The 24164-nt window shown below is 38.2% G+C and carries 21 protein-coding genes; 2 read left to right on the top strand and 19 right to left on the bottom strand.

What is annotated here, in order from left to right:
* Window positions 1–82: 82 nt before the first annotated feature.
* The 8 genes from JNUCC25_RS05005 to JNUCC25_RS04970 form a co-directional block, all read right to left on the bottom strand.
* Window positions 83–958, bottom strand: coding sequence for a sugar phosphate isomerase/epimerase family protein (locus JNUCC25_RS05005; protein ID WP_029324910.1), 876 nt, complete (start codon window positions 956–958; stop codon window positions 83–85).
* A gap of 91 nt (window positions 959–1049) precedes the next feature.
* Window positions 1050–2498, bottom strand: a complete 1449-nt coding sequence (locus JNUCC25_RS05000; protein ID WP_064471355.1) for an aldehyde dehydrogenase family protein — start codon at window positions 2496–2498, stop codon at window positions 1050–1052.
* Between the two features lie 149 nt (window positions 2499–2647).
* Window positions 2648–3604: a hydroxymethylglutaryl-CoA lyase gene (locus tag JNUCC25_RS04995; protein ID WP_029324908.1), complete on the bottom strand. Its 957-nt coding sequence runs from the start codon at window positions 3602–3604 to the stop codon at window positions 2648–2650.
* Window positions 3604–4812, bottom strand: coding sequence for a CaiB/BaiF CoA transferase family protein (locus tag JNUCC25_RS04990; protein WP_013055684.1), 1209 nt, complete (start codon window positions 4810–4812; stop codon window positions 3604–3606). The genes JNUCC25_RS04995 and JNUCC25_RS04990 overlap by 1 nt, the downstream gene beginning before the upstream one ends.
* Before the next feature lie 111 nt (window positions 4813–4923).
* Complete coding sequence (locus JNUCC25_RS04985) at window positions 4924–6228, bottom strand: MFS transporter (RefSeq protein WP_013055683.1); 1305 nt, start codon at window positions 6226–6228, stop codon at window positions 4924–4926.
* Window positions 6229–6870: 642 nt separating this feature from the next.
* Window positions 6871–7767, bottom strand: a complete 897-nt coding sequence (locus JNUCC25_RS04980) for a shikimate dehydrogenase (RefSeq protein ID WP_029324907.1) — start codon at window positions 7765–7767, stop codon at window positions 6871–6873.
* Between the two features lie 515 nt (window positions 7768–8282).
* The gene (locus JNUCC25_RS04975) at window positions 8283–8861 is read right to left on the bottom strand and encodes a DedA family protein (RefSeq protein WP_225519207.1); all 579 of its coding nucleotides are present in this window, start codon (window positions 8859–8861) and stop codon (window positions 8283–8285) included.
* Window positions 8862–9096: 235 nt separating this feature from the next.
* Window positions 9097–10077, bottom strand: a complete 981-nt coding sequence (locus JNUCC25_RS04970) for a zinc-binding dehydrogenase (protein ID WP_029324906.1) — start codon at window positions 10075–10077, stop codon at window positions 9097–9099.
* Between the two features lie 161 nt (window positions 10078–10238).
* Here JNUCC25_RS04970 and JNUCC25_RS04965 point away from each other — a divergent pair, with 161 nt between their 5' ends.
* Window positions 10239–11135, top strand: coding sequence for a LysR family transcriptional regulator (locus JNUCC25_RS04965; RefSeq protein WP_029324905.1), 897 nt, complete (start codon window positions 10239–10241; stop codon window positions 11133–11135).
* A 277-nt stretch (window positions 11136–11412) separates the two neighbouring features.
* Here JNUCC25_RS04965 and JNUCC25_RS04960 read toward each other — a convergent pair whose 3' ends face one another.
* From JNUCC25_RS04960 to JNUCC25_RS04945, 4 genes are all read right to left on the bottom strand, one after another.
* Complete coding sequence (locus tag JNUCC25_RS04960) at window positions 11413–12447, bottom strand: AI-2E family transporter (RefSeq protein WP_029324904.1); 1035 nt, start codon at window positions 12445–12447, stop codon at window positions 11413–11415.
* A 168-nt stretch (window positions 12448–12615) separates the two neighbouring features.
* A complete protein-coding gene (bluB, locus tag JNUCC25_RS04955) occupies window positions 12616–13269 on the bottom strand; it encodes a 5,6-dimethylbenzimidazole synthase (protein WP_029324903.1) in 654 nt (217 codons plus the stop codon).
* Window positions 13270–13739: 470 nt separating this feature from the next.
* Window positions 13740–14159, bottom strand: coding sequence for a hypothetical protein (locus JNUCC25_RS04950; protein WP_013055675.1), 420 nt, complete (start codon window positions 14157–14159; stop codon window positions 13740–13742).
* 101 nt (window positions 14160–14260) lie between these two features.
* Window positions 14261–14899, bottom strand: coding sequence for a DUF1643 domain-containing protein (locus JNUCC25_RS04945; protein WP_016763237.1), 639 nt, complete (start codon window positions 14897–14899; stop codon window positions 14261–14263).
* A gap of 382 nt (window positions 14900–15281) precedes the next feature.
* Here JNUCC25_RS04945 and trhA point away from each other — a divergent pair, with 382 nt between their 5' ends.
* Complete coding sequence (trhA, locus tag JNUCC25_RS04940) at window positions 15282–15932, top strand: PAQR family membrane homeostasis protein TrhA (protein WP_013055671.1); 651 nt, start codon at window positions 15282–15284, stop codon at window positions 15930–15932.
* A gap of 42 nt (window positions 15933–15974) precedes the next feature.
* Here trhA and JNUCC25_RS04935 read toward each other — a convergent pair whose 3' ends face one another.
* The 7 genes from JNUCC25_RS04935 to treP all read right to left on the bottom strand — a co-directional run bounded on the left by JNUCC25_RS04935 (window position 15975) and on the right by treP (window position 23974).
* Window positions 15975–17162 (bottom strand): NRAMP family divalent metal transporter, encoded by a 1188-nt coding sequence (locus tag JNUCC25_RS04935; RefSeq protein ID WP_013055670.1) that lies wholly within the window; start codon window positions 17160–17162, stop codon window positions 15975–15977.
* Between the two features lie 9 nt (window positions 17163–17171).
* Complete coding sequence (locus JNUCC25_RS04930; protein ID WP_064471354.1) at window positions 17172–17927, bottom strand: LamB/YcsF family protein; 756 nt, start codon at window positions 17925–17927, stop codon at window positions 17172–17174.
* Window positions 17928–17938: 11 nt separating this feature from the next.
* A complete protein-coding gene (locus tag JNUCC25_RS04925; protein WP_078081512.1) occupies window positions 17939–18937 on the bottom strand; it encodes a 5-oxoprolinase subunit C family protein in 999 nt (332 codons plus the stop codon).
* The gene (pxpB, locus tag JNUCC25_RS04920) at window positions 18927–19649 is read right to left on the bottom strand and encodes a 5-oxoprolinase subunit PxpB (RefSeq protein ID WP_029324900.1); all 723 of its coding nucleotides are present in this window, start codon (window positions 19647–19649) and stop codon (window positions 18927–18929) included. Before pxpB ends, JNUCC25_RS04925 begins: the two co-directional genes overlap by 11 nt.
* A 355-nt stretch (window positions 19650–20004) precedes the next feature.
* Window positions 20005–20721 (bottom strand): trehalose operon repressor, encoded by a 717-nt coding sequence (gene treR, locus JNUCC25_RS04915; RefSeq protein ID WP_013055666.1) that lies wholly within the window; start codon window positions 20719–20721, stop codon window positions 20005–20007.
* An 88-nt stretch (window positions 20722–20809) separates the two neighbouring features.
* Window positions 20810–22495, bottom strand: coding sequence for an alpha,alpha-phosphotrehalase (gene treC / locus JNUCC25_RS04910; RefSeq protein WP_064471353.1), 1686 nt, complete (start codon window positions 22493–22495; stop codon window positions 20810–20812).
* Window positions 22496–22510: 15 nt separating this feature from the next.
* Complete coding sequence (gene treP, locus JNUCC25_RS04905) at window positions 22511–23974, bottom strand: PTS system trehalose-specific EIIBC component (protein WP_053486886.1); 1464 nt, start codon at window positions 23972–23974, stop codon at window positions 22511–22513.
* Window positions 23975–24164 lie beyond the last annotated feature (190 nt).

Here is a 24164-nt window from a genome sequence, read left to right as displayed (position 1 = left end):
TCGCCTTTTACAAAAGTTTACTTTTTTAAAAAGTTTGTTAAACTATCTAACATCAGTTAGACTTAAAAGGGTATACAAGAACCTATCGTGTAGAATGAAAACGCAGCTGATCTTGTCCCACAGCGTCATGAGAAACATACTTCTTGCGCGGATGCTTATCTAAGTATTGTTTAGCAGTTTGTAAACATTGGCGCGCAAACTCTTCATATCCTAGTTCGTTGGCACGTTTTACATTTGGCAACTCTATGGAATAAGGAACCTGCGGGATACGATTAATAATACTTGCAACATCAATGCCTTCTTCATTTAAATACAATCGTTCTTCTCTAAGAACTCGAGTCATCTCCTCCTTTGAACTCGGAATTTCCGCAGAAGCATTGCAAAGATGAAGATAGCGAAACCACTCACGAGGCACGTCTTCCAAATCTTCCACCTTATCTCCTGATCGATGAAAATGGTGGATATCAATCATAAGACCTGCATTTTCACGATTAGCCGTATGAAGAACATCCATTGCGCCTTTAAGGTTGTATACGCTCGCAATAGGAACAAATTCTAATTCAATGGTTAACCCAAAAGGCTTAGCTAGATCACAGAGTTCAGCAAAGCATTCGATACCAAAATTGCGATCGTCCGTCCAAATGCTGCTAAGGACGTGGCGTCCTCCAAGTTCAGCAGCTGCTTCCATTGCAGGTAAGTAACGTTTTGGATCAACTCCCTCATAGATACGTGCTAACTCTATATCAAGAAGCTTCACTCCTGTTTCTGACATAGCAGATTTTGTTTCTCGCATCAGCTGCTTATTTTCAGTTAACGCATAGTTAGGCTCTCCAGGCAACCCCATGTAAATAGGCCTTAAACTAACAAAATCATATCCTGCCTTCGCAGCCATATACGTCATTTCAGGTGGCGAACATCCAAGAACAGTAAGATACGCAAGGGAAAATTGATTAGGCATTTTATAAATTCCTCCTTTATTGAAACGAATTAGATCGATCTAATTAAAATGGCGATATATACTTATAAACGTCCTGCATATTGATTTGATTTTAATTCTCTGTAGGCAGTCTTAATACAATCATCTTCGTTTCAGTCATTTCTTCAACAGCGTAACGTGGACCTTCTCTGCCAATACCGCTGTTTTTCACTCCGCCATATGGCCAATGATCTAATCTAAAGTTAGATGTTCCATTAATAACTACACCGCCCATTTCAAGAGAATGAGCCACTTTATAAGCCAAATCCATTTTGTTCGTAAAAATCCCTGCTTGAAGACCAAAAGCAGAATCATTTGTCTCTTCAATAGCTTCTTCAATCGTAGCGTACGGGACAATACTAATAATAGGACCAAATACTTCTTCACAAATAACTTTACTTTCTTTAGAAGGATTTAGTAGAACGGTAGGTTCCACCGTAGCTCCGCGGCGCTTTCCTCCGCATATCACTTGTGCCCCTGACTGTACGGCCTCATCAATCCAGCTCGTCACTCGTTCAGCTGCATGGACATCTACTACACACCCTACATCCGTATCAGGCAATAAGGGATCTCCGATTTTAAGTGTTAGCACCTCGTCTTTTAAAAGATTGGTAAACTCAGAGAGCACGGATTGATGTACATAAATTCTCTGAACAGAGATACAGCTCTGCCCGGAATTGCTAAATCCGGTTTTAGCACACATAGCTGCAGCACGGTTTAAATCTGCGTCGTTATGGACGATCGTTGCAGCATTTCCTCCTAGTTCGAGCAATACTTTTTTCATTCCAGCTAGCTCACAGATGTTTTTGCTAGCTACTGTTCCACCTGTAAATGAAATAATATTCACACGATCATCTTTTACAATTTGCTGTGCAACCTGTCTTCGACCAAGCACCATATTTACAGCATTTTTAGGGAATCCCGCCCGCAGCAGCAGCTTTAAGAGTTCTGTTGCGATTAAAGTTGTTTGGGAAGATGGCTTTAAAATCACGCTATTCCCAGCAGCAAAAGCCGGCCCAATTTTATGGCATACAAGATTTAAAGGGGCGTTAAACGGTGTGATAGCCGCTACAACACCAACGGGCACTCGGAAAGTAGATGCAATAGCTTGTGCACCTCGTTCTGAAACGTCGCCAGGCAATGTTTCACCAATCAATCTTTTTGCCTCTTCCCCTGACAGTTCCAACGTTTCGATTGAACGGGCCACTTCGTCCAGCGTGTTTTTCAAAGGCTTTCCTAATTCTAAAGAAATAAGTCGAGCAAATTTTTCTTTTTCTTGTTCTAGTAATAGAGCCGCTTTCTTTAAAATTTTAGAACGCTGGTAAGAAGAAAGGGCGGCGACATGTTTTTTTGCTTCATAGGCTGATGCCAATGCTTTTTCAACATCTTCTTCATTTGCTAATAGCTGCTCACCTATGACTTCTCCAGAATAGGGGTTTTTTATTAAAGCAACTTCTCGATTTTCAATAATCCATCCACCGTTAATATAAGGCTGTGATTTCTTTTCAATAGTTTCTATCATATTTAGCACCAACTTTTCATTTTTATTAAACAAACTTTTATATAAGACAAGACCTGAACGTTTTTACATGAGATGAAAATAGATCGATCTAATTTTTTGATTTAAACGCTCTCATCACCTCCTAAAAGGCTATCATGTTCACGGCTTAGTTATACTAATTTCTCTTGAACCTTTGGCTTGGCATGAAGTTGTGAACAAGGACCTGCTTGCAGCATATAGCTTCCACCGTCATGACCAATTACTTGCTTCACCTCTTTTGCTGCTTCAATAAGCTTGTTAAGATCAATGCCCGTATGAATTCCCATTTCACTTAATCCATGAACCAGATCTTCTGTAGCTATATTTCCAGTGGCGCCTGGAGCGTAGGGACACCCTCCTAAACCGATAATAGAACTATCAAAATGAATAACACCCTGCTGCAAAGCAGCCACTACATTAGAAAATGCCATTCCTCTCGTATTGTGCAAATGCATGGAGAAAATGATGCCGGGATAATTTTGTTTAAGAAACCCTAGCATACGATACACTTGCTGAGGATTTGCCATCCCCGTTGTATCCGCTAAAGAAATTTCTTCGACACCCATCATTTTGTATCGTTCTACAATAGAAGAAATGCGTTCTATAGCAACTTTTCCTTCATAAGGACATCCAAACGCTACCGAAATTGAACCTCCCACTTTAACGTTATGCTTTTCCGCTAATTCGATAATAGGATAAAAACCTTTTTGGGCCTCTTCTACAGAACAATTTGCGTTAGATAAGCTGTGAGAATCTGTAGCTGAAAGCATAAGCTTTAACTTTTTCACTCCGGCATCAATGGCTCTCTGTGCACCTTTTACATTCGGCACTAACGCGCGAAATTTGATATTTGTTAAATCTTGAACACTTTCTACGACCTGCTCGGCATCCTTTAACTGAGGAATCGCTCTCGGATGTACAAAAGATGTAATTTCCATTGATTGAATGCCTGTCTTGGCTAGCTGACGGATAATAGATATTTTTTCTTCTGTAGGAATCCACTCATGTTCAGCTTGAAACCCATCCCTTGGGGCTACTTCACAGATTATGACTTTTTCCGGTAATTCTATTTTTTGAATAGTATTCATTAAATAACCCCCTTTTCTTTTAACACCGCTAAGTCTTCACTTGATAACCCCAGTTTTCCGCCTAGAATTTCTTCATTATGTTCTCCCAATTCAGGGGCACGATGACGAATTGCTCCCGGTGTATGTGAAAACTTTGGTACTACTCCCGGAACCTTAATTTTTCCTAGGCGGGGGTGCTCTACTTCTACAATGTTTTCTCGTTCTCTATACTGAGGATCGTTAAATATATCTTCAATGCTGTAGATAGGACTAACTGGCACACCAAATGAATCTAACTTTGCCTGCAGCTCGTCTTGAGTGAAGGACTTAATCCAATTTGACACAATTTCCTGAACTTCATGATCATGTTTTAGACGCTCTACGTTGGTATAGTATCGCGGATCCTTTAACATATCTTTTCTTTCCATTGCCTCTGCAAGACGATCAAAGGTAGAGTCTGTACTGCATACTAAAACAACAAACTTTCCGTCTTTTGTTTCATATGTGCCTGCAGGGCTTGAGTGACCTGCAAGTCCAGGGCTTCTTTCTCTTACTTTTCCGTTTTGATCATATTCAGCGATTAAAAACTCCATCATTCGAAAAATAGATTCATATAATCCCATTTCTACTACTTGACCTTCCGGCTGTTCGTGTACATCTCTATGATAGATAGCGCTTACACAAGCGAACGCAGTGTATATGCCCGTTACATAATCTAGTAAAGAATAAGAAGGACTGACGGGCGGACGATCTGAATATCCTTGTAAATAAGTATGTCCGCTAAATGCTGTCCCTGGTGTACCGAATCCAGCTTTTTCTCGATAAGGACCTGTTTGTCCATAACCTGATACGCGCACCATTACTAGCTTAGGGTTAACTTTTTTAAGCTCTTCATATCCTAAGTTCCATTTTTCCAGTGTACCCGGGCGAAAATTTTCAATTAAAATGTCTACTCCACTAATTAGCTTTTTGAAAATTTCTGCTCCTTCTTCTGACCGAATGTCCAGCGTAACAGACTTTTTATTGCGAGCAAGTCCCGGCCACCTTAAGGGTTCAGTCCCTTTCCAAGGCCCTACAGTCCGAAGTGTATCTCCTTTTCCCGGAAGTTCAATTTTGGTTACTTCCGCCCCCAAGTCCGCTAGTAAAGTAGCTCCAAAGGGAGCAGCAATCATAGTAGAAATATCTAGTATTTGAACTCCTGTTAAAGGTCCATAATTTTTGGTCAACACGTTGAATCCCCTCCGGTAATAACTGTTTGCATAGTTAATTAAGATAATTAATTTGTAGATTTCCTTTTGTATGTTAAAAACCAATGATAGTAGTCAAAATATTAAGATTATTTATTTTTCTAAAGTTAACTCTTTTTCTTCTAATAGGATAGACTCTTTGCTTTCAATCGGGTCTAAATCTGTTAGCAGAAACGTATAGCTTAAAATTCCAATCACTAAAAAAGCAGCTGCTAAAAGGAAAGCATACATAAATGAACCCGTGGCCTGAACAATAAACCCAGTCGTAATAGGTGCAACAATAGCCATCGAGTTATTCCCAAATGTTAAAAGTCCCGTTAATGTTCCTACCGTTCCTTTGGGTGCAATAAATGTAGGAATACTGTAGGCAACAGCAGATGTGACAACAAGACCTCCAAGTGCTGTTGAAATCCAAAATACAGCTACGTTCGCACTGTGAGTAAACGCTGCTCCAATAATTGACAAACCAAATACCATACCTATTACTAGAAAAAACTTGCTGACACGCGTCCGGTTATACCCTTTGTTAATAAGACGATCAACAAGCCAGCCCCCGATTACTATTTCAGTAATGGTACCTACAATCCAAGGTATAGCCGAGTACCAGCCTGATTTTAAAATAGACATGTTCATTTCTGTTGCTAAATATCCAGGAAGCCAAGTCAAGAACAAAAACCATGAATAGCCGTATGCCGCAAACCCAATGAATACTGCCCAGACTTTTCTTTTAGTTAGCAAATATCGAATGTTCTCCATTGCACTGCCTTTCGCTTCTTCTGAACTTTGAGAACCGCCTTGAACAATGTAGTCATATTCTTCTTTCGTCAAACGCTCATCTTCATGAGGTTCACGATACCAGATCCAATAAACAATAGCATATATGAAACTAAGAATAGCAGTTGCTAAGAAACCGCCTCGCCAGCCCCACTCTGTTACAATTAGTGCTAATATAGGCGCCCCGATGGCGTTGGAAAGTTTGGATTGAGAATCATAAGCTGCGATAGCTTTTCCGCGTTCCTGACGCGGAACCCAATGGCTAACTGCTTTGGCAGCAGATGGAAAGAATGGTGCTTCTCCAACTCCTAACAGCACCCGAGATAAAATAATTAACCCCCATCCATTTGCTACTGCAGTTAAAAGACAAGCTACTGTCCATATCACGGTCGCTACACGCGTTACCCATTTTACGCCTATTTTATCTAGCAAAGGCCCTATAGGAAGTTGAAGTAAAGCGTAAGACCATGCAAATGCTGATAGGAAAATCCCCATCTGACCTGCTGTCAAGTTAAATTCTTTTTGTAACAATGGCATAGCAATGGACATATTAATTCGATCAAAATAGTTTACAACTACACCAACCGCAATCAAGAATACAATCGACCAACGATGTTTTTTCATTATCTTCCCTCACTCATAAGATTTTAAGTATGCGCTTTCATTTTTACAAAATATTTCTTTGCTCAGATCCCATTTATAATTGCTTGCTTACATAAAGTCTGTCTGAACTAAAGTTGAAAGATGGCAATGCTGAAAACCTAATCCTCTAGCTATTTACTTGTTCTTTTATCCTTTCGTAAAAACATTTTATTAGTGGAATTAAAAAGATTAATAGAAAGTTCTAATTAGAACGATCTAATAAATTTTTATTAGAACGATCTAATTCCAGCGGGAATCTCTTCACATATTGCGGAACGGTGCTGTATATTTTATGATCTACTCAAATATCCGAACATGATGATCAACGTCTGCTTTTTTAATTTCTCATTGTAACACCTGCCTTTTTTACTAAGCGTCGTCGTTTGACACAGCCTAATATAAAATCAATTCAAACTTGAGTTTTAGTATACTGAATTACATTTCTCTGCGCAATATATATTTTTAATTTTTAGAAAATTAAAAATATACACTTTTTTAATATAACAAAACCTTTTATATATTAATCATCTGGACTTAGAATCATTTTTTTATTTTGCTAGAGAAAAAGAAGATATAGCCACTTCATTCATACAACTTTCTAGCAAAGTTAAAAAATACGCGTTTTTAATACTGTAAGCTCGGTTCAAACATTTGTTCCTTAATATACTCCACAGGCATCTCTTTTCCTGTCCACAATTCAAATGCCATGGCCCCTTGCCAGATCATCATTCCTATTCCATTAATGGTGTGACATCCAATTGATTCAGCTTGTTCTAACAGTTTTGATCTCATAGGCATATACACGACATCGGTTACAATTAAATCAGGACGCAGCATTGATATATCTTCAATAATGCTGAATTCTTCTAACGGTTTCATTCCCACTCCTGTTCCATTTGTCAAAATATCGCTCGTTCTAATTTCTTCTCTTAACATGTCTGTATCCTCAAGAGAATACAGCTTCGCTTTACATGAAACATGTTTCATCTCTTCATTAATAATTTTTACGTTTTCTACAGCTTTTGAATAAAATTCATCGTCACGAGCAAAAATTGTTAATTCTTCAAGTCCTTCTAAAGCCGCTTGAATAGCAATAGGCGTCGCTGCTCCACCCGAACCGATCAACGTCATTTTTTTCCCTGTGATATCTACGCCGTGCTCTTTTAAATTTCGAATGTAGCCCATGCCGTCTGTGCTATGCCCAACTAGTACGCCATTATCGTTTACGACGGTATTGACAGCTCCTGAAAATTTGGCGCTGTCTGCTAATTCATCAAGAAACGGGAGAATTTTTGTCTTATTGGGCATGGATACATTAAAACCTTTAACATTTAACGCTCTCAGCCCTTTAATCGCATCTTCTAACGAGTCATTTCCTACCTCAAAAGCTAAATAAGCATAATTTAATCCCAGTTTCTTAAAGGCCATATTATGCATAGATGGTGATAATGAATGTCCAATTGGAGTTGCTAAAAGGCCGATGAGCTGAGTTTTGCCATTAATACGCCCTACGCTTTTCATGATTTTACCTCCTGTTTTATTAAAATTTCAGAAATACTTGTGGTACCTAGCCTGTACTTTTTAAGCTTATTTTCATTTACGATCAAACACATTTCACATTCATATAATACAGATAATTAGATCGATCTAATTTTAACCTATACTTATTATTCACCAACCTTTGACAAGCCGCATTCAAAACCAAATTTGCTCTACTCACATGTAAAAAACAAGAAATCGCTTACAAGTTTACGGTTTTAATAACATACGTTTGACACGTACTGTACGTCTTACCTCCCTTCACAAGGCAGCATTTCTCAACATTACTAGAAACAAAGCTTTCACCTATACCTAGATTCTTTTATTAAATGACTGCATTAAACACCCGGTGAACCAAGACAACTCTTAGCGACCTTATGTATCATAGTATCACATTTTTTTAAAAGGAAAAATGTTTTTTTGTTACTTTTCAGAAAAATCTTTTTATTTAAAGAATTTCTTTATATTAAAATAAAGCTATAACCATAATTATAGCTTTATTCTTGAGCGTGGCTTTCTCTTCTCTTTTTCATCCACCAGCCTGCACCAACTGTCACTCCGATTATAAGAATAACAATTATTAAACGATCTACATCATGCAAATATTTTTGGATTTTTTCAATATCTCCAAGTCCTCCTACATAGAGCAAAAAAACAAACCACGGAAAAATGCCTAAGGTGCTGTATAAAACAAAGTCCTTAGATTTGATTTTACTAAGGCCTGCCAAATAGGTTATATAGTTTGCGATACTGATGGGACGAGAAATCGTAATACTCCATTTTCCATATTTATGAAACCATTTTTGGGCACGCTTTATATTTTTTTCACCAAACCAGCGCTTGGTAATAGATTCAAACCTGTATCCCATAACGAACGGAATATAGTTGAATGCGATATAAATAACGGTATTGACAGCTGAAACAATAAGGATTTTCCATATTGAGAGCTGCAGCACCGAGCCAATGAGCAAAATCGATAACGTACACGGAAAAGGAATTGCCGCAGCTTCGATTGCTGTAGCAATAAAGATGCCCACTATGCCTAAATTTTGTACAAAATCAATAAACCCCTGCACCTTTTTTCTCCTTTCAATCATACAAATTTCACGTTCTTTCATCATAACTCAAACTATTCAAAATTTCACGATTTCAAAGCAATTTTACTAGTAAAAAAAGCTCATACGCACCCGTTTGCTATATTTGATTATCTTCTATCATATGCAGTTCATAAGTGAAGTAACGCAAAAAAAGAAAATAGCAGAAAAAAACTCTTTTATTAGTTGTAATAAAAGAGTCTTTTCTGTCCTGCTATTATTTAACTTTAGTAATAATTTTCCCTTTCACATGGCGTTTTGAAAGCTCTTCTAATGCACTTGGCACTTCTTTTAACGAGATGATGCGCTCAATCATCGGAGCTACTTTCTTCTCTGCTACTAATGCTAAAAGCTCATCGCCCATTTTTGCTAAATCCGCTTGCGCAATCATGTCATCAATGTGGTGTGCAGCATTTAAAGCTACTTCATGATAAGAAATCACCTTTGTAAAAGGCTTTACTTTTGTATAATCAGGTGCACCAGCAATATGTGCTAAATGTCCTCTATAGGCAATCATATCTAAAGAATCCGTTGCGTTCTTTGCGCTCACCGTGTCAAGCACAGCATCTACGCCGCGGCCATTTGTCAGCTCCAATACTTTTTCCACGACATTTTCCTCGCGATAATCAATTACATAATCAGCTCCTAACGACTTCACATACTCATGATTATGTGCTGAAGCTGTTGAGAAAACGGTTTTTCCAGCGTTTTTAGCAAGCTGCACGCCAAAGCCCCCTACACCTCCAGCTCCTCCGTGAATTAAGATGGTTTGAATATGGTTCATTGGAAGTTTACGAAATAGTGCTTCATACGCCGTGTAACCTGCAGTAGGCAAAGCAGCAGCTTCTTCAAATGTAACAGCATCAGGAATGCGCGAAATTGAATGAGCAGTTGTAACCGCATATTCAGCATATCCGCCTTTTTTCATAAAGTCCCCGTGATAGACAACGCGGTCTCCTTTTTTCCAGTCAACTACTCCTTCTCCAACTGCATCAATTGTCCCAGCTACGTCTAAACCCAGAATGTGAGGATATGTCCAATGAGGGTTTCCGTTAGTAGCCGTTTTATAATCTACGGGATTAAGTCCCACTGCGTGAACTTCAACTACTACTTCCCCTTTATTTGGAAGAGGTTTTTCTATTTCTTCTACTTTCATTTCTGTCCATTTATTTTTATCTTGCAATAATAATGCTTTCACAGTCTAACTCTCCTTTTTAAATCATTTTCCTAGCGTTGCTTTTATTATTTTATCTAAAAATGATTTGCTTACTATTTTTATTTTAAAGAGAGCTTGTCTATAATACAAATTAGAAAATAAATAGATATCCATAAATAAAATTATAAGAAAGGATAGCATAAATGATTGATTTTGAATGGTATCGTAGCTTTATAAGCATTTACAAATATAGATCCGTTTCTGAAGCAGCCAGAGCGAGGATCTTAACTCAGCCGGCCATGAGTCAGCACTTAGCTGCTTTAGAAGCTGAAATAGGCGAAGGTTTATTTATCCGTGCACCGAGAAAGATGATTCCAACAGAAAAAGGTAAAGAACTGTACACGCGTATTGTCCCGTTAATTGAAAGTCTAGAAGCTGCTTCAATTGAATTAAAAATGACCGCTTCATCTGCCGACGCGCTGCCGGTCGTAAAGATTGGTTCTCCCGTAGAGTATTTTACCGAACAAGCTTTAGAAAGAATAAAAGATGCAGGTATCCGCTGCTACAGCCAGTTTGGTATTGCTTCTGTTTTACTTGAAAAGATACAAAACGACGAAATTGATATTGCTATTACAACCCAAAGATTGCAAATACCAGGAGTCGAATATACGGTCATTGAAGAAGAAGAGTTTGTCTTAACCGTCCCTCCTTCTTTTGAAATGACAGCTAGTAAAGACGTAGAAGATTTTTTATATAATCAGCGGTGGATTAGCTATGGTCTTGAACTTCCTATTATCAGGAGATTTTGGCGGCAACATTTTAAAAAACGACCTGAAATTCAGCCTCATCATGTAATTCCAAATCTTCAAACGGTGTTAAAAGCCATTCAGCATCACATGGGAATCAGCCTGCTTCCCCGCTATTTAATTCAAGAAGCGATTCGAGAAAAAAAAGTGAAAATCGAACTTGAACATTTAGCAGTAAAAAATCAGATCTTTCTTGCTTATAAACTTAAGCATGGCGATCATCCTACTATTCAAAAAACGATACGCTCGCTAAAAAAGAAGAGGTTGAGACATAACGACATGAATCCATTCTAAAGACGAACAAATAGGATATATGAACCGAACCGCTTGTGACACCGCAGTTGATTTCCATGCAAGAATTCGCTTTCCGAGGGCGAGCGCTGAGCTCCTCGTCGCTTATGCTCCTGCGGGGTCTCATCTGTTCCGCTTTTCCCGCAGGAGTCTTCGCCTTGCCCTCCAGTCAACTGCTAGAAGGAACGAAGACAGATGAAACCTACGTTCACCATAACAAAAAAAACGAACCACTAATCAAACATCTTGATTAATGGTTCGTTTTTCACCTCGTCTAAAATCATTTTGTTCCAGCCTCTTCTTTTTTTGACAGTTTCTGTGCTGAATCTACTCCTACTAAATCTAAAAAGAAAATAAAAATAGGAATGCCAAGAATTAGCCCCCATACGCCCAAGAAGTGTTCACCAAACACTAAAATGATAAACGTAATGAACGTTGGCAAGTTTGTTTTAGATGACATGAGCTTTGGATTTAATACATAGCTTTCAAGTGCGTGAAGTACTACCACCATAATTAACACAGATAGTACTTTTACACCGCCTCCTAAACTGTAAGCGATTGTACAAAGTGGAATGAGTGAAACAAATACCCCAAGAACCGGCACTAGCCCTAGTAGAAAGACCATAACGCCAAGTGCAAGCAAATTAGGAAACCCTAACACCCACAGCGCAATAACGGATAAAATGCTGTTCACAAAAGCGATAATAAACTGAACTTCTATTACCTTGCCGAAGGAATTAACAAATTTTCTCCCCAAGTAGCCAGCTTCTTTGAAAAACCAGCCCAGCCTAGATTGTTCCAGTTGGACAAATAATCGGTGAATCCGCGACTTTTCAAGTAAAAAGAATAGGCTTAACAGGAGTGCTAAGAAAACTTGTGCACTTACTTTTCCAATATTAGATAAATAGCTGTATACTAAATCAATATTCTGCTGAATATTTTCTGGTGATTTGAATCTCTTTAGATTATCGATAATATAGGTGACGAATGTATTATCAGGGGGATGCTTGTAAAAATACATCAGCTTCTGTACAAGCTCGGTAACTTGCGTCATAATAACCGGGATATATACATACCCTACAATACCGAGGGCCCCAATCAGTGCGATATAGATGACGATGAGTATAAGCGTTGAATTAAGCGGAAGCTTTCTTCTTAACGTTTGTTGAAGACGACCAATTAAAAAGGTAAAAATAAACGTAAATAACAGCAGCTGAAGCATACTTCTAATGCTGACAAGTAAAACTGTAATGATAATAAGCGTAATGATGCGAACAGTAAGTTTGTTGTGAAGCCAACTTCTTGCAATATTCATGAAACCTTCAATTCTCCTATCTCTCTTTTTCCCAAGTCATTTGTATACATATAAATAAAACGGATACGCTAGACGCTCATATCCGCTTTCGCTATATATAGTGTATCATTTAATATTCAAATTTTACTATATTTCGGCGCTTTTTAGTATGTCTTTATTTTCTCTCCGCTATTCTTTTTCATTTTCCCATACATTATGATAAATTAGCTTGTCTAAATCCCTTCTTTTTTCCCAGTTTGCTTGTTCTAAGATTGGTTTCTCAGGATATTTATCTGTATAGCCAATTGACATGAGCGCTACAGGATCAATATGAGGAGGAATATGTAAAATGTCACGTACATCATTTTTCTTATAAAAACTTACCCACCCCATTGCCAGTCCTTCTGCATATGAAGCAAGCCACATATTTTGAATCGCACACGCAGTTGACATCATATCAGTTTCTGGAATTGAGTTTCTTCCGAGAACATGAGAGCCCCCTCTTGTTGGATCACACGTTACGCAAATAGTTAACGGCGCTTCTTTTAATCCTTGAATCTTTAGTCCTAAAAAATCTTCTTTCTTTTCACCTTCATAATGAATAGCCAGTGCTCTTCTCTCTTTATCTGCTGCCCAGGCAAGTTTATTTTTCACTTCTGTATCAGATACTAATATAAAATTCCAAGGCTGCATAAACCCGACGGAAGGTCCGCTGTGAGCAGCCTGTAGAATGTTATAAACCGTTTCATTCGGAATCTCATCAGACAAAAATGTTCGTACATCTCTTCTTCCGTAAATCGCTTTGTATACCGCTTGCTTTTCGTCGTTTGTAAACGAGTTCATCTTCTTCAACCTCCATTAAACTCTCTTTTTAACTATTTTTCTAAAAAAACATTAAAAAAATGTGATCCAAACTTTATGTTTTCTCGTATTACTATATGAATCTATCATAAAGGAGGTTGCAAACATGTTCAACGACGTTTTAATGAACTTATTTAACGCGGTAAGCAGCATCATTAACACTATTGGATAATTTGATTGTACATATTTAGTAAGAGAGGAGGCATATTACATTGCTAAACGAGGTACTTATGAACTTTTTTAACGCAGTAAGCAGTATCATCAACACAATCGGATAAAAAAAGCACAAAGAAAAGGGTAACTGCCATTACCACCGTCTTTATGCTTTGCTTTACTAGTTCAAAATCATATATTTTACAATAAAAAGAACTCTTTGATTAGGAGTTCTTTTTATTTATCCTAACATGTTCCCTTTTATTTGTATATATGCCTTGCCAGTTCAACAGATTCACTTATATGTTGCAAGCATACACATAGGTCTGCAGCTCGTAGTGCAGTTCTTTTAAGTCTTCAGCTGCTTGAGTCAATAACTTCTTTCGCTGAGCTGTATACACATCTAGAATAGCTCTTTCTACTTTTACCTTTTCTTCATATAAAATATCTAACTTATCTTCATTTCCTTCAAGGGAAATAGGCTTTAACATAGCAAATTGATAAATGGGTTGTCCATAATCCAATTTTGTTAAAATAGAACTTACTAATACATCCTGCGAGCATTCATATACGAAGTTTAACAGCGTACTTAATTCTTCTAGACGAGAAATATCCAGCTCTGCATTTTCGTTGATCACAGCCCCTATATATTGAAAGCACTCTTCTTCTAACTCATTATAAATAGTTGTGATGCGGTGCAACACTTCATTCAACTTCATAAAGTTCCCCCTTCACACACGCTTCTTGATACAACCATATGACAAAACTTGATGTTTTATACTAACGAAAAAGCGAGGAATATAAACCTCGCTTCTTCTTTTCACCGATACATACTGGCAATATCTTCAATAAACATAAGCGGTTCTTCTTCTGTTAGTTGTTTAATTGGAGAATAATCCTCTCCACCAAAACTTTGATCTATGTCTTCAATAAATGAAGAAACTTCTTCTGACTCTTCACGATTAGCTGGCATTTCGTATTTTTGTAATTCTGTACGGTGCACGACGGATAAAATATGGCGAGGAAATTGCTGCTTTGTTTTTCCAAAACAGTATACCGGCTTGTGTTTCAAAAAGCGTTCTACTTCCTCTTGCCGGTTATAAATGCTTCCATGATCACCCCAAGCTACCACAACCAGTTCAGCATCTTCCACTGCTTTTTGAATATATTCACCTGTTCTTGTTCCAACAGCTTCTTCTTTTGAAAGCATGCGTAAAAACGAAACATGGTCGGTTTGATAGCTGAATAAATAAACGATTTCTAAGACTCCAAATCCCCACTTTTGCGCCAGTTCTATGCATTTGGATACAGCTGTATCATCGCTGTATTCATACGTATTTTCTGGAAATGACAAGATAAACGTAAGTTTACGTTCGTTTACTTCACTCCATTTGCATAATAGAGAGTATTTGTATGTGCCTGTTTCATCAAAAATAACTTCTTTTTTCACTGCTTCCATCCCCCTGCCTTCTTACAATCTTGTTACTTATCTATTGCAAATGAGCTAAGCAGTAATCGTAACCTTGACTGTTAAAAGTTTTATTTTATATGTATTTCAAAATCATGCCTTCATGACAACTTTTCTTCCATTTTTTCAAAAAGCAATTTTTTCTTCTATACATGCTTTTTACAGCTATTGAACATTCACATATACATCTTTCCTCTTTTCGGACCTCCAGTCAAAATAGATAAAATCAAAAGAATGGTCTATAATAAAGAAATAACCAATGACCTTTTCACTCATGTTTTTGACAGTTACGGATTTTTTCTCAGCAGGTATGTTCAAAACTGATCCTCTGAGAACATAGAAGATAAATTTGTGTAAAGAAAGGATTTTGTAAATGGCTACTACACACACATTTACAAGAGGAGAAGAAATTGCAAATGCGATTACACACGGCGTTGGAGCCGTACTCAGCATTGTTGGATTAACGCTTTTAATCGTACTTTCTTCGTTAGAAGGAACGCCTTGGCATGTTATCAGTTTTACTATTTACGGAGTAACTATGCTGCTTCTCTATGTCTCCTCTACGCTTGTCCATAGCTTTCCGGAAGGTAAGGTAAAAGATCTTTTTGAGATATTTGACCACTCTTCTATTTATTTGTTTATTGCCGGTACGTACACTCCATTTTTATTTATCGCAGTAAAAGGAACCACCGGCTGGACACTGTTTGGAATTGTATGGGGCATCGCTCTTGCAGGAATTGTATTCAAAGCTTTTTTTGTAAAGAAATTCCTTTTTATTTCCACCATTCTTTACGTATTTATGGGATGGATGATTGTGTTTGCTTGGGATTCGTTAACTCAAAACATTGCCCATCAAGGAATTGTCCTTCTCGTAGTTGGAGGCGTGTTGTATACAATCGGGGCCGTTTTTTACGTATGGCGAGGATTTCGTTTTCATCATATGATTTGGCATATGTTTGTTCTTGGCGGAACCGTACTCCACTTTTTAGCAATCATTTTATATGTATTGCCTATAACCAATTAAAAAAGGGCCCGAAGGCCCTTTTTTAATTGGTTATAGAATTCCTTACCACAGTTTTGCCATTTGAGTCACAAGCGTATAGACTCCTAGCACAGCCATAATAACGACCACAAAACCGCCAAAAACGGTAAGCCAAGTCGGATGCTTGTAATCGCCTACTATCTTCTTTTTATACGCCGCTATAAGCATTGTTCCGAGTGTAATAGGTAAGATTAACCCATTTAATGCTCCAGCTAAAATAAGCAGAGTGACCGGCTGACCAATCGTTAAGAAAACCAGGGTTGAAATCGTAATAAATGCAATGATAATCCAGTTTTCATATTTCTCAATCCTTTTGCTGAAGGATTTAATAAAGGAAACCGATGTATATGCCGAACCAATAACTGAAGTGATAGCCGCCGCTGCCATGACGACACCGAATAATTTATAGCCAATATCCCCTGCGGCTAACTGAAAAACAGAGGCAGGTGGATTATCAGGATTCAGTTTTAACCCTTGACTCAACACACCTAATGTCGCTAAAAATAGAAAAATTCGAATGATCGAAGCAATCGTAATACCTGATACTGCTCCTCTTGTTACTTCAGGAATCGCGGCTTTTCCTTTAATTCCTGCATCTAATAAACGGTGACCTCCTGCAAATGTAATATATCCTCCTACTGTTCCTCCTACAAGAGTAACAATCGCCATTACGTCAATGTGATCCGGCCAAAATGTTTTAGAGACTGCTTCTCCTAATGGCGGAGCGGAAGAAACTGCAACATAAACCATTAAAACAATTAATATTCCGCCCATTAATTGAGCAAAACGATCCATTAATTTTCCGGCTTCTTTGACTAAAAAGATTGCGATAGAAATGATGGCTGTAATGACTGCACCCGCTTTAGGAGAAATACCAAATAGCGCATTGAAGCCAAGACCCGCTCCTCCTACGTTTCCAATATTAAATGCTAAGCCTCCGATTACAATTAAAATAGCAATAAATAAGCCGAGACCTGGCAAAACACTGTTAGCGATATCCTGTGCTCTTTTTTCTGAAACGGCAATAATACGCCATACGTTTAGCTGAACGCCAATGTCTAATAAAATCGACAGTAAAATGACAAAACCAAAACTTGCGGCGAGAGCTTGTGTAAAGACCGTTGTTTGAGTTAAAAAACCTGGACCCACTGCTGAAGTAGCCATTAAAAATGCTGCTCCAAGCAGCACGCTCCAGTTGCGTTCTTTTTTCATGATGTCACCTCATTGTGGTTGAATAATGATTTGTTCTTCTTTTAGCTTGTCACAAATAGCTTTGGCAAATTCAACAGCATGTGCACCGTCTCCATGAATACAAACGGTATCTGCTTGAATGGGAATCTCTTCATTTTGCACAGTGAATACTTTCTTTTCTTTGACCATTTTAATTACTTGAGAAATAGCCGCTTCTTCATCTTGAATCACAGCGTTTTCAACGTTTCTCGGCGTCAGCATGCCGTTCTGTTGATAGGTTCGATCTGCAAATACTTCCTGAGACGTACGCAAGCCTATTTCGTTTCCGGCTTTAATCGATTCACTTCCAGCCAAACCATATAGAATAGCTTCCTCACTAACATTATAAACGGCTTCAGCAATAGCTTTAGCTATGTCTCGATCCCCTGCAGCCATATTATATAAAGCGCCATGAGGTTTCACATGATGAAGGGTCCCTCCTTCTGCACGTATAAAAGCTGAAAGAGCCCCCATTTGATACACCATTAAATCATAAGCTTCTCGAGGCGTAATTTTCATATATCTACGTCCAAATCCAGCTAAATCTTGCAATCCGGGGTGCACGCCAATCGCCACATTTTCACTCAAAGCCAGCTTTACTGTTTCTCTCATAACCGAAGGATCTCCGGCATGAAAGCCACAAGCAATGTTTGCTGACGTTACATAGCGTAAAATTTCTTTATCATTTCCTAATCTATAGTTCCCAAAGCTCTCTCCTAAGTCACAGTTCAAATCAACGGTAGCCATCTTCTTCCCCCTTATATTTTCATTCGAAGTGCTCTTTTAATATGATTTATTTTCTTTTCCTGCTCCATATATAAATGCTGCGCTTCATCCAGTGAAATTGCTTGAAAAGAAACCTTTTTCCCTGGGGAAATTTGCGCCAGCGCTGAAAAATCTGCAGTTGCTACCTGTCCGATTCTAGGATATCCTCCTGTCGTTTGATGATCTGCTAATAAAACAATGGGCTGCCCTTCTTTTGGTACTTGAATCGTACCGAACGTCACAGCGCTAGAGAGCAGCTCTTTTTCTTGACCAAGGACTAATTTCTTCCCTTTTAGCCTATAGCCCATGCGGTCAGATTGAGGGGTAACGTCAAATTCTTGATTAAAGAAATGTTGTTGACTTTCTTTTGTAAACCAATCAAATTCCGCACCTTTCATCGTGCGGATAATAGACGTCTCGTATGAAGGAAGAAGTTTAGGATGAATCGTCCAAAAAGCCTGCTGAAAAGAGCGGTCCGTTTGCTTTTTCACCAGTTTCTTTATAATTGCTTCCCCTGTTTCTGTAGGAGGGTGGCTTAATACTTCGTCACCTGACTGTAATGCTTTACCGTGCAGCCCGCCTATCCGAGCGCGAAGTGAAGTAGATGTACTTCCCATAACTGCAGGAACATTAAAAGCACCGGAAACCGATAAATAAGAACGGCACCCTAAAGCCGGAACACCAAACTGTAGCACGCTCCCTTTTTTCACATATAAAGGCCGCCACATCTTTACGGCTTCATCATTAACAGTTGGCGATAAATCCCCTCCTGTCAGGGCAATCAAAGCATCTTGCTGAAATTCAATTTTTGGTCCCATTAACGTAATTTCAATAACCGGCTGGTTTTCTTGATTTCCTACTAATAAGTTGGCAATCCTTAAAGCAACTTTGTCCATTGCCCCGCTGACAATCATGCCGTCCTTTTGATATCCATGTCTGCCGATATCTTGAATCGTTGTTAATAAACCGGGACGTATCACTTTAATACTCATCTTCATCCACCTCCTTTTGGGCTTCATATTCCGTTTCAGAAATGGAAACAAATCGGATGCGATCACCTGCTTGAAGCAAGCTTGGCGAATCTTTTTCTGGGTTAAATAGTGTAAGAGGAGTACGCCCGATTAACTGCCATCCTCCAGGTGTCTCAATTGGGTACACGCCGGTTTGCATTCCTGCGATGCCAACTGACCCTTTTGGGATGCTGTTTCTCGGTGATTCTTTTCTTGGAGTCGCAATTTCTTCGCTCATCCCTCCCAAGTAAGGAAAACCAGGAGCAAAGCCTATCATATACACCAAATATTCTCCATTTGTATGAATGGAGATAACTTCATCAGGCGTTAATGAATGAAAAGCGGCTACTCTCTCTAAGTCCGGGCCGTACTTTCCTCCGTAACACACCGGAATTTCAATTTGTCTAGCGACCGCTTCAGATTTTTCTTCCTGGCGGAAAAGCAGTTCTTCAATATATGTAGATATTGCTGTGTAAGGATTTCTTCTTCCTTTTCCACTCATTATCCAAGGATCATAATAGATTGTAACTGTTGCAAAAGCCGGCACATATTCAATCATTCCCTTACATAATGATTGCTCTAGCACCTCAGTAAATTGCTGAATACGTTTGTGTATGCCGAAATTAATTTCGTCTCCAAATGAAACGACAATGCCGCTGTCACCAAGAGGATAAAGTCGATAATCGTGACTCATTCCGTCTCCTCCTTTTTACTTAATATTGTTTGAGCAGCTCCCTTTAATGCTGTAGTTAGATACATTCATTAGAATTACTAATGGAATTGTTGTTTTTAAATAACATTTTCTTATATATCTAATAAAAAAAAGAACAATAAATCCCTATCCTGTATGGATAACATTATACAAATATAAAATAATCTTATGTTCTACTAAAACAAACTCCAAAGAAAAATTCAACCTTTTTAAAGTTTTATCGTCAAAAGGATCACGTTTTTTCAATTTTCCCCATAAAAAAACTGCTTTGTTTTTTATACTAAAGCAGTTTTTTGTAAACATGTACAAAAAGGAAAAACTCATGGGCAGTAAAACATTATATACCTCTTCGAGCAAAATCTACAAAACGAAACTTATCAAGACGATGACGTGATTCCGTATATTGAAAAAGGCTTGCATCTTCTAAATACACATAGTTTCTTACTACCACAATATGTTCATAGTCTTTTAAATCTAAGTAACACTTATCTTCGTCCGTCAGCTCGTCAACGGAAATTTCTTTTTTGGCAAAGCTTATTTTCAGCCCAAGATCTTTTTCTAAGTATTCATAAATAGAGCCTTTGCATATGTCTTTTGTGAGGTGAGGAACATACTTTTTATGAAAAAAATCTTTATCTAAAATAATTTTCTCTCCATCGATTTCCCGCGCTCGAACCACTTTCCATATAAGATCTTTTTTCGTCGCCCCAAGCTGTGTGCACAGATCTTGATCGGCCTTAACTAATTCAAATTCTTTTACAATAGTAGTCGATGTATGCCCTAGCTTTTCCGCCACTTCTTTGAAGCTAACAAGTCCTGATACTGGAAAATCAAAGCGTGATACGTCCAATACAAATGAGCCTTTTCCTTTCATTTTTTGAATGTACCCATTTTGTGAAAGTAAATTTAACGCTTTCCGTATCGTTTCACGAGACGTTTGATACTGTTCAACAAGCTCATTTTCAGAAGGAAGTTTTGTATTAGGACGCCAGTCACCACGTTTAATTTTATCGACTAACTGTTCGTAAATACTGATAAATTTATTTTCTTTCAATTGCCATCACCTATTTTACTTTCTATATATACCCAATTGTATAAAAAGAACGATAGATTGTCACCCATCGTTCTTTTTACTTTTTTCTCTATTTTTTTAAATGATACACGATTGATTCATACGGCCGAAGTAAGACTTGCTTGAATTCCTTTGATGAATCTTTGTAGTTAGACAGCAATATTTCACTATGATATCCTTCAAAAGTTATATCTTCTGGCAGTTCAAAGGCTGTTTCGCTGCCGTAGAAATTATTTAACACCAACAGCTTTTCATCTGCTCCATTTCGGATATAAGCGAAAATCTGCTCGTCTTCTCCAAGAATCAATTCATAGTTTCCATAGGTGATAATGTCGTACTGCTTGCGTAATGCAATAAGTTTTTGATAAAAATAAAAAATTGAATCTTCATCATCTAACGCTTTTTCTACATTAATTTCACGGTAGTTATCGGCCGGATTGATCCATGGAGTTCCTTTTGTAAAACCTGCATTTGGCTCATCGCTCCATTGCACCGGTGTACGGGAATTATCTCTTGATTTATGTTTTAAAATCTCCAAAATTTCATTTTCGTTCATTCCTTGTGCACGTTTTATCTCATGCACATTTAATGACTCCACATCTCTATATTCATCAATAGAGGAAAACTTCGGGTTTGTCATACCTATTTCTTCCCCTTGATAAATATAAGGTGTTCCCTGCATCAGATGAATCGTTGCAGCGAGCATTTTGGCAGATTTATTATGATAGAGTTCATCGTTTCCATAGCGGGAAACAACGCGAGGCTGATCATGGTTGCACCAAAATAGTGCATTCCATCCCCCTCCTTTATTCATCTCCGTTTGCCAAGTTGATAAAATCTCTTTTAATTTAATGAAATCAAAATCTGCTAGCGCCCACTTTTCTCCGTTTGGGTAATCGACTTTCAAATGATGAAAATTAAACGTCATGCTAAGCTCGCCCCGGTCCGGATGAGAATATTGAATACAGTGGTCAACCGTTGTCGACGACATTTCCCCAACGGTCATGCTATCGTATTTTGAAAAAACTTCTTGATTCATTTCTCGCATATATTCGTGAACGCGAGGACCGTCGGTATAAAATTTCCGTCCATCTCCTGGCGCGATAGAACCATCATCATCTAAAAAGCGCTGATCTTTTGAAATTAAGTTAATAACGTCCAGACGAAATCCATCTACTCCTTTTTCAAACCAAAACGTCATCATATCGTACACGCTGCGGCGCACACGCTCATTTTCCCAGTTCAAATCCGCTTGCGTGACATCAAACAAATGCAGATAGGATTGTTCTGTCAACTTATCATGCTCCCACGCCGAACCTCCAAATTTTGAAACCCAATTCGTCGGAGCACTTCCATCTTCTTTTTGATCTTTCCAAATATAAAAATCTCTGTACGGGTTATCTTTCGATTTTTTAGCTTCTTGAAACCATTCATGTTCAGTTGACGTATGATTAACGACAATATCCATGATGATTTTAAGATCCCGCTTATGCGCTTCTGTTATTAAACGATCGAAGTCCTCCATTGTTCCGTATTCTTCTTGAATAACAAAATAATCACTTATATCATATCCATTATCCCGCTGCGGCGATTTATAAATTGGCGTTAGCCACACAACGTCTACACCAAGCTTTTTCAAATAATCTAGCTTTTCAATAATACCAGCTATATCACCCACGCCGTTGCCAGTCGTATCGTAAAAGCTTTTAGGATAAATTTGATAGACAACCGATTTTTTCCACCAAGGTTCTTGCATTTTTAACACCACCATTTAATTCTTTGGATTATGTTGAAACGATTCTGTAGCCGCGACAGTTGATGTAACGGTTGATTTTTTCTGAAGCTTTCCAAGTGTTAACGTTAAAAGAAACGGCACCACAATTACGATTACCATTCCAATAATGAAAGCTGACCAGCTCTGTGGAACAATCGATAACGGAGCTGGGATACCACCAATTCCCACCGATGCTGCTTTCACTCCCGCTACGGATATGACGACACCTGCAATAGCTGAACCAATCACTGCAGAAATAAAAGCAAATCTAAAGCGTAAATTCACGCCAAACATTGCAGGCTCCGTAATGCCAAGCCACGCTGAAATCCCTGACGTTAAAGACAGTCCTTTTAATTTCTCATCGTCTTTTGAAAGAACCATTATCGCGAAAGCCGCAGAGCCTTGTGCAATATTAGATAATGCTACCATCGGCCATAAGAACGTACTTCCTACGCTTCCAATCAGCTGTAAATCTACAGCCAAAAATGTATGATGCATGCCTGTAATAACAAGGGGAGCATATAAGCCTCCGTATACAAGCCCTCCAATAAATGGAGCCGTTTTAAACAGCCATACAACTGCACCTGTAATCACATTTCCTATTGCAAATGTAATCGGACCAATCACAATAAAAGCGAGAAACCCTGTTACTAAAAGAGCTACAGGCGCTACAATTAAAAGCTGAAAACCATCCGGTATTCGTTTTCGTAAAAACAATTCGATTTTAGCTAACACAAACGAAGCAGCTAGCACAGGTAAAACCTGCCCCTGATAGCCAACTTTCTCAACGTGCAGACCGAATAAATTCCACGTATCGATGCTTCCTTTTTTTAATGCTTCTCCATAAGACCAGGCATTTAGCAAATCAGGATGGACCAGCATGAGCCCAAGGACAATTCCAAATAAAGGACTTCCTCCAAAACGCGTAACAGCTGACCATCCTATAAGAGCCGGCAAAAAGGCAAAAGCCGTATTAGCAATTAAATTAATCATGCTCGCGAAGTCTTTCCACTGTGTATGAACATCTACGATAGATTTATCATCGTAAAAAATTCCGGCTCCTGTTAATACATTATTGATTCCCATTAATAAACCCGCGGTTACGATAGCCGGTAAAATGGGAATAAAAATGTCAGCTAATGTTTTTATTGCGCGCTGCAGAGGATTTAAGTTTTTAGCCGCTTCGTTTTTCACTTCCTCTTTTGACAGTTCACCTATTCCTGTAAGCGTCACCATTTCTTTATATACTTTATCAACCGTGCCTTGACCAATAACAACTTGAAACTGGCCGTTTGTAGAAAAAGATCCTTTTACTAATTCGTGCTCATCTAGCATACGTTGATTGACTTTACCTTCATCTTTTAAAACAAGTCGAAGACGCGTTACACAATGCGTTGCAGCAGAGATATTTTCTTTTCCGCCAACGGCTTCTACAATGCGTTCAACAGATTCTCGATTCATGTCTTTTCCCCCTTGTTTCCGTTTTCATTTTACTCCTGTATTTCCTATCCCCCATATAAATCTCACCGCAAACCTGTATATACAAGTTTTATGTTTTTATTCTAACCTGTATATACAAGATCGTCAACAAAAATAAAATTACTTCTTTTTCATTTCATGATATAGTCAAAAAGCAAAGTATATGAAAGGA

It is taken from the genome of Priestia sp. JNUCC 25, assembly GCF_053667915.1.
The sequence above is the reverse complement of the archived record's forward strand: the minus strand, read 5'-3'. Positions and strand labels throughout refer to the sequence as shown.

Bases quoted from the DNA above. Each gene is read 5' to 3' on its own strand.
- pxpB (WP_029324900.1), bottom strand. From the start codon at position 19,649: ATGAGTCACGATTATCGACTTTATCCTCTTGGTGACAGCGGCATTGTC.
- JNUCC25_RS04950 (WP_013055675.1), bottom strand. From the start codon at position 14,159: ATGAAGTTGAATGAAGTGTTGCACCGCATCACAACTATTTATAATGAG.
- treC (WP_064471353.1), bottom strand. From the start codon at position 22,495: ATGCAAGAACCTTGGTGGAAAAAATCGGTTGTCTATCAAATTTATCCT.
- JNUCC25_RS05000 (WP_064471355.1), bottom strand. From the start codon at position 2,498: ATGATAGAAACTATTGAAAAGAAATCACAGCCTTATATTAACGGTGGA.
- JNUCC25_RS04945 (WP_016763237.1), bottom strand. From the start codon at position 14,899: ATGGAAGCAGTGAAAAAAGAAGTTATTTTTGATGAAACAGGCACATAC.
- JNUCC25_RS05005 (WP_029324910.1), bottom strand. From the start codon at position 958: ATGCCTAATCAATTTTCCCTTGCGTATCTTACTGTTCTTGGATGTTCG.
- JNUCC25_RS04985 (WP_013055683.1), bottom strand. From the start codon at position 6,228: ATGAAAAAACATCGTTGGTCGATTGTATTCTTGATTGCGGTTGGTGTA.
- JNUCC25_RS04980 (WP_029324907.1), bottom strand. From the start codon at position 7,767: ATGAAAAGCGTAGGGCGTATTAATGGCAAAACTCAGCTCATCGGCCTT.
- trhA (WP_013055671.1), top strand. From the start codon at position 15,282: ATGGCTACTACACACACATTTACAAGAGGAGAAGAAATTGCAAATGCG.
- JNUCC25_RS04930 (WP_064471354.1), bottom strand. From the start codon at position 17,927: ATGGCTACCGTTGATTTGAACTGTGACTTAGGAGAGAGCTTTGGGAAC.
- JNUCC25_RS04925 (WP_078081512.1), bottom strand. From the start codon at position 18,937: ATGAGTATTAAAGTGATACGTCCCGGTTTATTAACAACGATTCAAGAT.
- bluB (WP_029324903.1), bottom strand. From the start codon at position 13,269: ATGAACTCGTTTACAAACGACGAAAAGCAAGCGGTATACAAAGCGATT.
- JNUCC25_RS04995 (WP_029324908.1), bottom strand. From the start codon at position 3,604: ATGAATACTATTCAAAAAATAGAATTACCGGAAAAAGTCATAATCTGT.
- JNUCC25_RS04965 (WP_029324905.1), top strand. From the start codon at position 10,239: ATGATTGATTTTGAATGGTATCGTAGCTTTATAAGCATTTACAAATAT.
- JNUCC25_RS04935 (WP_013055670.1), bottom strand. From the start codon at position 17,162: ATGAAAAAAGAACGCAACTGGAGCGTGCTGCTTGGAGCAGCATTTTTA.
- JNUCC25_RS04960 (WP_029324904.1), bottom strand. From the start codon at position 12,447: ATGAATATTGCAAGAAGTTGGCTTCACAACAAACTTACTGTTCGCATC.
- treP (WP_053486886.1), bottom strand. From the start codon at position 23,974: ATGAATCGAGAATCTGTTGAACGCATTGTAGAAGCCGTTGGCGGAAAA.